The following is a 12,792-nucleotide window of genomic DNA, read 5'->3' on the forward strand; positions in this document are numbered from 1 at the left end:
GTGTGTTTGTGAATTTGAATTTGGTTTCGCTACTGTCACCCTTGCATGAGGAACGCAATGAGCAGCAATGGCGCCGCCACGTATGCCGACCGTCCGCTGAACGCCGCCGCGTTACTCGACCGGCTCAACGAACCGCAGACGGCTGCCGCGTTACACCGTTTGCTTGACCACGCTGAACTGCTGGCCTTTTCCGCCGGCGCAGTTGATAGCCTGTTGCAACGCGGTGAAGTGATCGCTGATAATGTAGCAGCCAGCGTGCAAGAACTGCGCGCGGCGCTGCCGGCGGAGAGCGGTGAATTGGCCGGCCAATTGGTGCGGCTGGCGCGCACGCTGCCGCAGTTGACCGATACGGTTGAGCAACTGGCCACGCTCACCGGCCAACCGGCCTTTCAACGCTTGCTTGTCACCCTCAGCAAACCGCAAACCCTCGCGGCGCTTGACCGGTTGCTCGGCCAGAGCGAGTTGCTCGCCTTCCTCGTCAGCGCGCTTGATCACCTGTTGGCGCGCGGCGATGAGCTGACCGAGAATGTCCGTAGTTCAGTCGAAGAGCTGCGCGCGGTGATGGCTACCAGCGCAATTACGCCCGACAAGCTGATCGATGCGCTGCTCGCCTTCTTGCCCTACTTCCCGCGCCTCGTGGCAGTGGCGCCCAACTTTATCCGCGTGATCGAGAAGATCGAACCGTTTATCGCTTCCGAAGAGTTCGATGCTCTGCTTGACTCCGGCGTTTTTCATCCCGATACCGTCCAACTGGTCGGCGAAGCCGGCGATGCCTTCGTTGCCAGCCGCGCGGCGCTGCGCCAGTTGCCCAAGCCGGTTGGTCTGTTTGGCCTGCTCCGCGCCTTGCGCGATCCCGATGTGCAGCGCGCCGCCGGCCTGATTGTCGAATTTGGCCGCCGGTTCGGTAGTTCGTTGAAGTAAAGGGACGTTAAGACGCAAAGGGTTTGTTGAGTAAGAGTATTGCGATTCTTAAGCCAAAACCCAAAACATCTCTGCGATCTTCGCGCCTTTGCGTTAACCGTCTTTGCTCACTCTGCGCCTGTACGTTCAAACCCTATGCATGAGTTATCGATTGCGTACAACATCGTCAATATCGCCAGTGCTGCCGCTGCTGAAGCCGGCGCCGAAGAGATCAGCGCCGTCCATTTGCGGATTGGCGCGCTGGCCGGCGTAGTCGCCGATGCGCTCCGGTTTAGTTTTGCGATTGCCGCTGAAGGTACACCGCTAGCTAACGCCGAATTGATTATTGAAGAGGTGCCGGTGACGGTCTTTTGCCCCACCTGCAACACCGAAGTAACCTTACCAAACCCGCGCTTGTTCCGTTGCCCGCAGTGCGGCCAGCCTTCCGGCCAGATCGTTCACGGGCGCGAATTGGAATTGGTAGCATTGGAGACGCCATGAGTTACGAAGCTAAACGGTTAATCGAGATTCGACAAGGTGTATTGAGCAAGAACGATCAACTCGCCGCCGAGCTGCGCAGCCGCTTTCACGCGGCGGGTGTATTTGTGGTCAATCTGCTCTCGAGCCCCGGCGCCGGCAAGACCAGCCTGCTCGAGGCAACGATGCGCGCGCTGCTGGCCGAGTATCGGGTAGCGGCGTTGGTCGGCGACCTTGCCACCGACAACGACGCCCGCCGGCTAGCGCGCAGCGGCGGTTTGGTGCGCCAGATCCAGACCGGCGATATGTGCCATCTTGAGGCCGATATTGTGGCCCGCCATCTCGAAGGTTGGGATTTGAACGAGATTGATCTCCTGTTTATCGAGAATGTCGGTAATCTGGTCTGCCCATCAGGCTACGACCTCGGCGAAGCGGCGCGGGTCGTGTTGTTGTCAACCACTGAGGGTGAAGATAAACCGCTGAAGTATCCATCAACCTTTGCGACCGCTGATGCGGTGCTGTTGACCAAGATGGATCTGGCCGAGCCGGTGGGGTTTGATCGCGCCCAAGCCGAAGAAAACATCCGCGCGGTCAACCCGCTCGCACCGATCATTGCCACCTCGGCCCGCCGTGAAGACGGTCTCGCTGAGTGGCTGGCATGGCTGCGCGAGCGCATCAAGACGCAAATGGGACATCGGCGTAACAGTGGTTGATATCGGGAACAAAAGTGCAGCACTGCTCTTGGGTTGCGTTTTGACCAAGGTTTGTTGTATGTGAGGGAGACCATAAGGAGGCGATTCGATGGCAACATTGCTCTGGCTGCAGGGTGGCGCCTGTAGCGGCAACACGATGTCGTTCCTAAACGCCGAGGAACCCAGCGCCTGCGATCTCGTGACCGATTTCGGCATCGAGATCCTCTGGCACCCTTCGTTAGGCATGGAGTTGGGCGAAAACGCGAAGCGGATTTTCCACGATTGCGCCAATGGCGCTCGCCCGCTCGATATCTTTGTCTTTGAAGGGTCGGTGATACAGGCGCCTAACGGCACTGGCCGCTACAACATGTTCGCTGATCGCCCAATGCAAGAGTGGGTGCGCGAGTTGGCTGCGCAGGCCAGCATTGTGGTCGCAATCGGCGATTGCGCCTGCTGGGGCGGCATCCCGGCTATGGCTCCAAACCCCAGCCAGTCCACCGGTCTCCAGTTCCACAAGCGCGAACTCGGCGGCTTCCTCGGCCCGAACTGGCGTTCGAAGGCCGGCTTGCCGGTGATCAATATTCCTGGCTGCCCTGCCCACCCCGACTGGGTGACGCAGATTCTGGTTGCCGTCGCCAGTGGTCGCGCTGGTGACATCGCGCTCGATGACTTGCAGCGTCCGCAGACCTTCTTCACCAGCTTCACCCAAACCGGCTGCACCCGCGTGCAGTTCTTTGAGTACAAGCAATCGACGCTCGAATTTGGGCAGGGCACCCGCACCGGCTGCCTCTTCTACGAGTTTGGCTGCCGCGGCCCGATGACCCGCTCGCCCTGCAATCGCATCCTCTGGAATCGGCAGTCATCGAAGACCCGCGCCGGTATGCCCTGCACCGGCTGCACCGAGCCAGAGTTCCCCTTCTTCGATCTAGCCCCCGGCACGGTCTTCAAGACCCAAAAGATCAGCGGCGCGATTCCGAAGGAAGTGCCAACCGGCACCGATCCGGTCAGCTATATGGCACTGGCGGCGGCGGCGCGGGTGGCAGCACCGAAGTGGGCAAAAGAGGATATGTTTGTTGTATAAGCTAGGGAGAAGCTGGGAATGGTCAATATTATCGAGAATCCGGCAACGATCACCGGGCGCGATCTCCGCATCAGCCCGCTTGGCCGCGTCGAGGGAGACCTCGACTTGCGGGTCACAATCCGCGATGGGGTTGTGACCAGCGCATGGACTGAGGCCTCGATGTTTCGCGGCTTTGAGATCATTCTGAAGGGGAAGGATCCGCAGGCCGGCTTGATCGTTACGCCGCGTATTTGCGGCATCTGCGGCGGCAGCCACTTGACCAAAGCGGTCTATGCGCTCGATACGGCATGGCAAACTGAATTACCGTCCAATGCGACCCTGATTCGCAATATTGCGCAAGCTTGCGAGACGCTGCAAAGCATTCCGCGCTGGTTCTACGCCCTGTTTGCGATCGACCTGACCAACAAGAAGTACGCCCACCTGCCCGAATACGATGAGGCGGTGCGCCGGTTCGCCCCCTTTGTCGGCACGAGCTATGAGCACGGCGTGACTCTCTCGAATAAGCCGGTCGAGATTTACGCCATCTTCGGCGGCCAGTGGCCCCACTCCAGCTTCATGATCCCCGGCGGCGTGATGTGCGCGCCGACGCTGTCTGATGTCACCCGCGCCATTGCCATCCTCGAATACTGGAAGGATGAGTGGCTGGAGAAGAAGTGGCTCGGTTGCTCAGTCGATCGCTGGCTGCAGAACAAGAGCTGGGCCGATGTGATGGAGTGGATGCACGAGAACGAGCGCCACTACAACTCTGACTGCGGCTTCTTCATCCGTTTTGCGATGGCCGCTGGTCTTGACAAGTATGGCGCCGGTTGGAATAACTACATTGCCACCGGTACCTATTTCCACCCCGAAATCTACGCCCGCCCGACGATCGAGGGGCGTAACGCGGCGCTGATCGCGCGCTCCGGCGTGTATGTCAACGGCCAGTTCTACGATTTCGATCAGGCCAACGTGCGCGAAGACGTGACCCACTCGTTCTACGAGGGCAGCCATGCCCTGCACCCATTTGAAGGGCGCACCGAGCCGATCGATCCCGATGTTGGCCGCCGGCAGGGTAAGTATACGTGGGCCAAAGCGCCGCGCTACCTCATCCCCGGCGTCGGCAGTCACCCGGTCGAGGCCGGCCCGTTGGCCCGGCAGGTCATTGCAGGTCGCCCTGGCGCCGTCGATTGGCAAGACTACGACCCGCTCTTCCTCGATGCAGTGACGACGGTCGGGCCGAGTGTGCTGGTGCGGGTGATGGCCCGGATGCACGAAGCGCCCAAGTATTACAAGCTGGTGCGCAAGTGGCTTGACCAGATCAATCTGCACGAGAAGTTTTATATCAAACCGAAGGAGCTGCCCGAAGGGCGTGGGTTCGGTTCGACCGAAGCCGCTCGCGGCAGCCTCTCGGACTGGATCGTGCTTAAGGATGGCAAGATCGAGAACTATCAGGTGGTGACGCCGACGGCGTGGAACATCGGGCCGCGTGATGGCCGCGATGTCAACGGGCCAATGGAGCAAGCCTTCCTCGGCGCGCCGATTGCCGATCCCAACGATCCGGTCGAACTCGGCCATGTGGCGCGGAGCTATGACTCGTGCCTCGTCTGTACAGTGCATGCCTACGACGAAAAGACCGGCAAAGAGTTGGCGCGGTTCCGCATTGGTGAAGGCGCGTAGCAGGGGCAAGCGCGCAAGGACGTCTGCGCCGGTGGTTGGGGCAATCGCCGGCGCAGACGAACCCGCGTTGCTCAGGCTGGAGTGATAGACCTACTGATTATGGAGTGCGACAGTTAGACTGCCGCACTCCAAAAAGACAAATCTCTCGTCTTTATTGCTAGATCATTATGTCATGCTAGAACAACTCCTGATCATCGGTTGTGGCAACCTATTACGTGGCGACGATGCGGTCGGGCCGGTGTTAGTGCGGCGCTTGCTCGAACTTGGCCTGCCGCCCGGTGTTGGCGTAGCCGATGCTGGCACCAGCGGGATGGATGTCGCCTTCCGTATGCGCGGGATCGATACCGTGATTTTAGTTGACGCCGCCTGCACCGGCGCCGAACCCGGCACCATTTATGCGGTGCCGGGTTCGGTTGTTGAGCAGTTGCCGCCGCTGACCGGCATTAACCTGCACGCGTTTCGCTGGGATCACGCGCTGGCGTTTGGCCGCTGGTTGCTCAAAGATGCGTACCCGCGTTCAGTGCAGGTGTATTTGATCGAGGGAACCGACTTCACCATCGGCGCGCCGCTGAGCCCAGCGGTTGCCGCACGGATGGAGGATTTGGCCCAACACCTGAGCCGCAACCCGTGGCAGCCGTATCTTGGTCATCGCATCGTTGATGAAGACAGAGACAATGGAGAGCTGGCTGCTTGAATTGACGGCGCAAGGCTATTTGCATCTGCCGGCGGCGCTGGCGCAACGCTACTTTCCCACTGATTTGCTGGTGGCGTTGCCGCGAGCTGGCGAGATTTGGCTGGCCCCGTTGCGCGGGCCGGCAGCCGGCGGATTATTGCTGAAACAACGCAATGCCCGCGGCGACCGGAGTGTCTTGATTTGGGAAGCCTTGCCGCCGGCAACGCCGCCCGGCCCGCGCCGTGCCGTGTGGGATGAAGAGCACGGCGTGTTGCGCATAGCCCTGTCGCCAGAACCGGAGCATACATTATGAGTCATCTTATTGTGCGTCCGCAACCGTTAGGCATTTTTTCCCTTCCTGCTGGATATTTAGTCTTACCGCCGAGTAATGATCTCGCCGCTGGCCCGGCACTCGCCGCGCTGCTCCGTGGCGAAATTCCGGCTGAATGGCCGCCGGAATGGCAATTCTACGCTCATGCGCTGGCTGGCGAGGTCACCGCGGCGCTAGCGGCATTGCCGCCAAGCACTGATCTCGTGACTCGCTACAACCGCTATGTGTTAGCTGGCTCCCACGCTGATGACTTGACGCTCTATACCCTGCTCGATGGCGAACTGGCGTGCTTGCAAGGGGTGGCGGCGTTTACGATGGGCCATCGTCGCGAACCGCCGCCGCTCGCCAGCGCGACTGGTGAAGTGCGTGCGCTGGTGCTGGTTGCCCACGCCGCAGCGGCGATCGAGCAGGGTGACATTCCTACCGCTGACCGGCACTTTGCCGAGGCGATAGCGGCTGCTGCTCCCGTCTCGCCGGCGCTGGCCGGCCAGATCGCGCTCAACCGGGCTGAGCTTGCGATGCAGCACGGCGGCGAGCTGGCGCTGATCACACGCTGGTTGCAGCAAGCGATCGACTACATCCCGCCTGAAAGCCTCTCGGAAGTGCGCGCCCGCGCGGCGGCGCAATTGGGCCAACTGCTGCAAGAGCATGCCAAGGGCCAGCGCGGGCCGTTGCAAGCTGCCGTGCGCTGCTACCAAGAGGCGCTGCGCTTCTACCGGCGCGAGACCCATCCGCTAGAGTTTGCTTTCATCCAGAACAATCTGGCGCTGGCCTACCTCGCTATGCCGATGACCGAAGCCGGCGACCGGTTGCGCGGCGCGATTGCGGTGCAGGCGCTGCGTGCGGCGCTCAGCGTCTACGATCCCGACCAGCATCCGCATGAGTGGACGAGCGCCCGCCTCAATTTGGCGAACGCGCTGCAATACGTTCACTCGGCCCGTCCAGCCGAGCATCTGCTCGAAGCGGTGGCGATTTACGAAGACCTGTTACAGCGGCGCGACTCGGCTGCCGATCCGGCTGGCTATGCCCGCATTTTGGCCAATCTGGGCAATGCCCTCGCCCATCTCGGCATCTTCGCCGAAGCCCGCGAGCGGTTGCTGCAAGCCGAGCACCTCTTTGCCCAGATCGGCGATGAGCCGGCGATAATGACGGTGCGCGAGTTATTGGCAAACATCGATCAGCACGAGACCGTCGGAAAGTAGAGCCGGACGGCTGCCCGGCTCCGGCAGGCGCAAAGAGGGCAAAGACGCGAGGATGATAAACGCAAAGGCGCAAAGAACGCAAAGGTTTGTTATGGTTTTGCCACAAACCCTCCTTAATTGACCAACCTCCAAATCAAAACCTCTGCGCCTCTGAGTTTAAGAATCTCTGCGTCTCTGCTCCCTTTTCGTCTCTCGGTTGAGAAGAGTATGGAAGCATTCCAACGCCAACAATTTGATCTGCTGCTGATGATGGCAACCGAACGGTTCGTCGAACGGATCGTCGAGCGCTGCGCCGGCCCCGAAGCAGCGTTAGCTCGCTTGCGCGCCGATCCGCAAGGCGAGGGCATTTGGCTTGATCGGTTTGTCACGGCGATCTTCCAAGATTTTTTGCTCGATAATCCGGCAGGGGCGTGTTTTGTCCTGCAAGCGTTGAGCGGGCGCTCGCTGCCTTCACCGCCGGCAGGCAAGATTGAAGCGATGCTGCAAACGATGGCGCGCCAAGCGTTCGCCGAGCTGTTGCTGCTGCGCAGCGAAGAGGCGCTGGAGCAGATGATTGGATACGGTTGATAATACGATGACCAGATATCGAGACGCCTATGACCCAATCACTCACCGTTGCCAATGAACTCGAACAAGCCGCTGCGCGGGTTGATGCGGCGGTGGCCGCCGTCGCCAAGCTCGAACCGGCGGCGCAGACTGCCGCTACCGAGTTGAAGCAGGCGATCGAGGCTTTTCATAAACTGGCCCTAACCACGATCGTTCGCCGGCTCAAGCAAGACCCGCGCGGCAAAGAGCTGTTGCTCGAACTGGTCGAAGACCCCGCTGTCTACGCGCTGCTAGTGATGCACGGCATTGTGCGGGCCGACCCGCTCACCCGCGCCCGCCGCGTGCTCGACGGCGCGCGCCCGTATATGCAGTCGCACGGCGGCGATGCCGAGTTGGTTGATGTGTGCGACGGCGTGGCTTACGTGCGCTTGCATGGCTCGTGCAACGGCTGTTCGCTCTCGGCCTTTACCTTGCGCAAACACGTCGAAGAGGCGCTGTTGCGCGAGGTGCCGGAAATTACTCGCCTTGAAGTGGTGAACGATCAAGCGACGCCGGCCATTCTCCGCGCCGAAGCGCAGGAAGTACCGGCCATCGAGAAGGGATGGGTGCGCGGCCCCGCCGTCGCCAAGGTGCCACCCGGCCAGATGGTGAGCTTCGCCAGCGAACGCGGCAGCGTGTTGATCGTCAATCTGGCCAACCGGCTGAGCGCCTACCGCAACGCTTGCGCCCATCAAGGCCGCCCGCTCGATGGCGGGATGCTTGATCCTGACGCTGGCACGCTGACCTGTCCGTGGCACGGCTTCTGTTTCGATGTCCAGAGCGGCGAGTGCCTGACTGCGCCGCAAGCGCAGCTTGAGCCGTTTCCGCTCCGAGTCGTTGATGGCATCATTTGGGTGCGACCGCAATGATGGCAAGCAAGATAGTCCGCTGGCTAGGTGCGCCAGCGCCGGGTGGTTTGGCGCTGCCGGCGGCCAACCCGACGCCGGCCCATCTCTATGCGCCGCGCGGCGTCTATCTCGACGACGAGCGGCTGATTGTGGTTGATTCGGGCAACCATCGCGTCTTAATCTGGCACGAGTTTCCAACGCACGATTACCAACCGGCTGATGTCGTGCTCGGCCAGCCCGATTTCTTCCACGAAGGGCCGCACGCATCCGGTCACGGCCCCGCCAATGGCTTCCATCTGCCCACCGGTGTAACGGTTGCCGAAGGAAGAATCTACCTTGCCGATGCGTGGCATCATCGGGTATTATGTTGGCATCGCATCCCAGATCGATCCGGCACGCCGCCCGATAGCGTGATCGGGCAAGAGTCGTTGCTTGATATCGAGCCGAACCGCGGCGGTGCGGTTGGCCCGCAGATGCTCTACTGGCCGTATGGTGTGGCGTGGATCAACGGCTGGTTGTATATTGCTGATACCGGCAATCGGCGGGTGCTGGGTTGGTATGGGTTGCCGGAACGCGGCCAACCACCCGACCTCATTCTCGGCCAGCCCGATCCGTGCAGCAACGCCGAAAATCGCGGCGGCCCGCCGGCAGCCAACAGTTTTCGTTGGCCGCACGCCATCGCCGGCGATGGCGCAACGTTGTATGTCGCTGATGCCGGCAACCATCGCGTCTTGGGGTGGACGCCGCCGCCAACGGCTGATCGGCCCGCCGATCTTGTGTTGGGTCAAGCAAGTATGCAGAGCGCGTTTGAACAACCGCACGTACCGCAGGGAGCGCACCGGCTCCGCTTTCCGTATGCGGTAGCCTGCGCCGGCGACCGGTTGTTCGTGGCCGATACCGCCAACAATCGCGTGCTGCGGTGGCAACCCATCCCGCGTGCTGGCGCCGGCCTGCCGGCGCAAGCGGTCTACGGCCAATACAATTTTGCCGATAGCGGCGAAAACCGCTGGCAAGCCATCGGCCCCGATACGCTCTGCTGGCCCTATGGTCTCTGCGCGCATCGCCAGTGGTTGGCGATCGCCGACTCAGGCAATAATCGGGTCTTGATTTGGGAGGTGTAAGGAACGCAAATCGCAAAGGACGCTACAGGTGCCAACGCTCACGATTAACATCTCACATAACAAACTTTTGCGCCCTTCGCGTGCTCTGCGCCTTTGCGTTAATAACCTTTGCACCTTTGCCCACTCTGCGCCTTCACAGGTTGAAAGGAATTGCGTATGTGTCTCGGCATTCCTGGTCGCATCATCGAAATCTACGACAACGGCCTCACCCGGATGGGCAAGGTCGATTTCAACGGCATCGTCAAAGAAGTATGTCTCGCCTACCTGCCTGATTTGCAAGTTGGTGATTACACGATCGTGCATGTGGGTTTTGCGATAACTCGCCTCGATGAGGAATCGGCGCGCGAAACGCTTGCTCTCTTCCAGTCGCTCGGCGTGCTTGAAGAGGAACTTAATCCCGATGAGTCGCACGAACCCGTATAAGGGAGAGACGCAAAGGGGGGAAAGGCGCAGAGATAGATACACGCCAAGATGCAAAGGCGCTAAGATGTTATAAGGTGAGTCTGTCACTACGCTTGTACCACTATACAAAAAACTTAGCGTTCTTCGTGCCTTTGCGTTAACAACCTTTGCGTCTCTGCCCCTTTGCGGCTACGCATTGAATTGAATGGAGAGCATGCGATGAAATATCTTGACGAGTTTCGCGATCCTGAATTGGCTCGCCGCCTGTTCGATCAGATTCGGCGTATCACGACCCGGCATTGGGCGATTATGGAGGTCTGCGGCGGTCAGACCCACTCAATCATTCGTAACGGCATCGACCAGTTGCTGCCGCCGGAAATCGAGCTGATCCACGGCCCCGGCTGTCCGGTCTGCGTCACGCCATTAGAGATTATCGACAAGGCGCTCGCCATTGCGGCCCAACCCGGCGTGATCTTCTGCTCGTTTGGCGATATGCTGCGCGTGCCCGGCAGCCGCAAAGACCTTTTCCGCATCAAAAGCGAAGGCGGCGATGTGCGGATTGTCTACTCGCCGCTCGATGCGGTCAAGCTGGCCCAGCAAAACCCTGACCGCCAAGTCGTCTTCTTCGCCATCGGCTTTGAGACCACTGCTCCCGCCAATGCGATGGCGGTCTATCAGGCGGCCCGCCTCGGCCTCAAGAATTTCTCGATGCTGGTTTCGCATGTGTTGGTGCCGCCAGCCATCAGCACGATTATGGAATCGCCGACCAACCGCGTTCAAGGCTTTCTCGCCGCTGGCCACGTCTGTAGCGTGATGGGTACCGAAGAGTACCGTCCGCTGGTCGAGAAGTACCGCGTACCGATCGTCGTCACCGGCTTCGAGCCGCTCGACGTGCTCGAAGGGATTCGCCGCGTGATCCTCCAGCTCGAGCAGGGCCGCGCCGAACTCGACAACGCCTACGAACGAGCGGTTCGCCCTGAAGGCAATGTCGCCGCCAAACAGATGCTAGCCGATGTCTTCACCGTCACCGACCGGGCATGGCGCGGGATCGGCGTCATTCCGCGCAGCGGCTGGCAGCTGAGCGAACGCTACGCCGAATTCGATGCCGAGCACCGCTTCGACGTGAGCGACATCCAGACCGCCGAGTCGACCCTCTGCCGCAGCGGCGAGGTGTTGCAAGGTTTGCTCAAGCCTAACCAATGTCCGGCGTTCGGCAAAGAATGCACCCCGCGCACCCCGCTCGGTGCGACCATGGTATCGAGTGAAGGTGCCTGCGCAGCCTATTATCAGTATGGCCGGTTTGTACCGACAAACACGATCGGCGTGGCATCGTCACACTAAGGCGCAGAGCAAGCAAAGATTCAGTGGAGCCGGACAGCCGTCCGGCTCTGCGAAGACGCAGAGTGTGGATACACGCAGAGACGCAAAGACGTTAAGGATTTGGATGGATTCGGTACAAGTGCGTTGGCGCCATTGCCCTTTGTACGAAAAGATGAATACGATGTCGTGTCCACAAACCATCGCCCTAACAACACCATCCAACCCAAAACCTCTGCGCCCTTTGCGTTTATCATCCTCTGCGCCTTTATGGTTAAGGATTGCACCCTATGACCGCACCACTCGACTTTAGCACCTGGGTCTGCCCGGCGCCATTGCGCGACTATCCGGCCATTGTGATGGGTCACGGCGCCGGCGGCAAGCTCTCGGCTGAACTGATTAACCACCTCTTCCTGCCCGCTTTCGGCGGCCCGCGCGGCCCGCTTGCCGACGCCGTCCGCATCGAGATCGGCGGCGCACGCTTAGCCATCTCGACCGACAGCTTCGTTGTGCGCCCGCTCTTTTTCCCCGGCGGCAACATCGGCGAACTGGCCGTCAACGGCACCATCAACGATATTGCTATGATGGGAGCGCAGCCGCTGGCGTTGACCGCTAGTTTCATTCTCGAAGAGGGCATGCCGCTCGATCAACTCGGCGTGATTGCCGAGAGCATGGGTCGCGCTGCCCAGCAGGCCGGCGTTACCCTCATCGCTGGTGACACCAAGGTGGTCGATCGCGGCCACGGCGACGGCGTGTTCATTACCACCACCGGCTTCGGTCTCATCCCGGCATGCGTGAATATTGGTCCGGAGCAAGCCCGCCCCGGCGATGCGATCATCGTCAGCGGGCCAATTGGCTTGCACGGTGTTGCCATTCTCAGCGTGCGCGAAGGGATCGAATTCGGCGCGCCAGTAGTCTCTGACACCGCTGCGCTGCACGGCCTCGTCAGCACCATGCTCGCCAGCGACGCCCGCCTCCACACCCTGCGCGACCCCACCCGTGGCGGCGTCGCCGCCGCGCTCAACGAGATCGCCACCGATGCCCAGATCGGCATCGAGATCGTCGAACGCGATGTTCCGGTGCCGCCCGCCGTCCAAGCCGCCTGCGAACTGCTCGGCATGGATCCGCTCCACATCGCTAACGAGGGCAAACTCGTCGCCTTCGTCGCGCGCGACGACGCCGAACGGCTGCTGGACGCTATGCGCGCTCATCCATTGGGCCGCGACGCGGCCCTGATCGGCTACGCCACCGCCGACCACCCCGGCGTGGTCGTGGCCCGCACCGGTATCGGCGGTATGCGCGTGGTTGATACCCTCGTCGGCGAACAACTGCCGCGTATCTGTTAAACGTAAAGAGGCTAAACGCAACAGCGCGAAGGACGCAAAGGTTTTTATGGGGAAGCCAATCAGCGTGCTTGACCCAACATTCATACCTATCTCTGCGCCCTTCGCGACCTTTACGTCTTTGCGTTTACCATCCTCTGCGTCTTTGCCCCCGCTGCGCCTTT

At 60.8% G+C, this 12,792-nt stretch carries 14 protein-coding genes; all 14 read left to right on the plus strand.

Annotation, left to right across the window (positions count from 1 at the left end):
- The first annotated feature begins 57 nt into the window (after positions 1–57).
- Positions 58–921, plus strand: a complete 864-nt coding sequence (locus U9R61_RS18120) for a DUF1641 domain-containing protein (protein ID WP_322490220.1) — start codon at positions 58–60, stop codon at positions 919–921.
- A 135-nt stretch (positions 922–1,056) separates the two neighbouring features.
- Positions 1,057–1,401 carry a hydrogenase maturation nickel metallochaperone HypA gene (gene hypA / locus U9R61_RS18125; protein WP_322490221.1) on the plus strand — a complete coding sequence of 115 codons (345 nt, stop codon included), beginning with the start codon at positions 1,057–1,059 and terminating at the stop codon, positions 1,399–1,401.
- A complete protein-coding gene (hypB, locus tag U9R61_RS18130) occupies positions 1,398–2,090 on the plus strand; it encodes a hydrogenase nickel incorporation protein HypB (RefSeq protein ID WP_322490222.1) in 693 nt (230 codons plus the stop codon). The genes hypA and hypB overlap by 4 nt, the downstream gene beginning before the upstream one ends.
- Positions 2,091–2,178: 88 nt before the next feature.
- Entirely contained in the window at positions 2,179–3,150 is a 972-nt protein-coding gene (locus tag U9R61_RS18135) for a hydrogenase (RefSeq protein WP_322490223.1), read from the plus strand.
- A gap of 18 nt (positions 3,151–3,168) precedes the next feature.
- Positions 3,169–4,806: a nickel-dependent hydrogenase large subunit gene (locus tag U9R61_RS18140; protein WP_322490224.1), complete on the plus strand. Its 1,638-nt coding sequence runs from the start codon at positions 3,169–3,171 to the stop codon at positions 4,804–4,806.
- Positions 4,807–4,978: 172 nt separating this feature from the next.
- Positions 4,979–5,500: a hydrogenase maturation protease gene (locus U9R61_RS18145; protein ID WP_322490225.1), complete on the plus strand. Its 522-nt coding sequence runs from the start codon at positions 4,979–4,981 to the stop codon at positions 5,498–5,500.
- Positions 5,481–5,792 carry a hydrogenase maturation protease gene (locus U9R61_RS18150; protein WP_322490226.1) on the plus strand — a complete coding sequence of 104 codons (312 nt, stop codon included), beginning with the start codon at positions 5,481–5,483 and terminating at the stop codon, positions 5,790–5,792. The genes U9R61_RS18145 and U9R61_RS18150 overlap by 20 nt, the downstream gene beginning before the upstream one ends.
- Complete coding sequence (locus U9R61_RS18155) at positions 5,789–7,012, plus strand: hypothetical protein (RefSeq protein ID WP_322490227.1); 1,224 nt, start codon at positions 5,789–5,791, stop codon at positions 7,010–7,012. Before U9R61_RS18150 ends, U9R61_RS18155 begins: the two co-directional genes overlap by 4 nt.
- Positions 7,013–7,219: 207 nt before the next feature.
- Complete coding sequence (locus tag U9R61_RS18160) at positions 7,220–7,579, plus strand: hypothetical protein (protein ID WP_322490228.1); 360 nt, start codon at positions 7,220–7,222, stop codon at positions 7,577–7,579.
- Positions 7,580–7,608: 29 nt separating this feature from the next.
- Positions 7,609–8,466 (plus strand): NifU family protein, encoded by an 858-nt coding sequence (locus tag U9R61_RS18165; protein ID WP_322490229.1) that lies wholly within the window; start codon positions 7,609–7,611, stop codon positions 8,464–8,466.
- Positions 8,463–9,566: an NHL repeat-containing protein gene (locus tag U9R61_RS18170; protein ID WP_322490230.1), complete on the plus strand. Its 1,104-nt coding sequence runs from the start codon at positions 8,463–8,465 to the stop codon at positions 9,564–9,566. Before U9R61_RS18165 ends, U9R61_RS18170 begins: the two co-directional genes overlap by 4 nt.
- 156 nt (positions 9,567–9,722) lie before the next feature.
- Complete coding sequence (locus U9R61_RS18175; RefSeq protein WP_066783077.1) at positions 9,723–9,989, plus strand: HypC/HybG/HupF family hydrogenase formation chaperone; 267 nt, start codon at positions 9,723–9,725, stop codon at positions 9,987–9,989.
- Between the two features lie 198 nt (positions 9,990–10,187).
- Positions 10,188–11,309, plus strand: coding sequence for a hydrogenase formation protein HypD (gene hypD, locus U9R61_RS18180; RefSeq protein WP_322490231.1), 1,122 nt, complete (start codon positions 10,188–10,190; stop codon positions 11,307–11,309).
- Positions 11,310–11,575: 266 nt separating this feature from the next.
- Entirely contained in the window at positions 11,576–12,631 is a 1,056-nt protein-coding gene (gene hypE / locus U9R61_RS18185) for a hydrogenase expression/formation protein HypE (protein ID WP_322490232.1), read from the plus strand.
- Positions 12,632–12,792: the final 161 nt, after the last annotated feature.

Origin of the sequence: Chloroflexus sp. (assembly GCF_034431535.1) — a bacterium.
In the GTDB taxonomy this organism is placed as follows: domain Bacteria; phylum Chloroflexota; class Chloroflexia; order Chloroflexales; family Chloroflexaceae; genus Chloroflexus.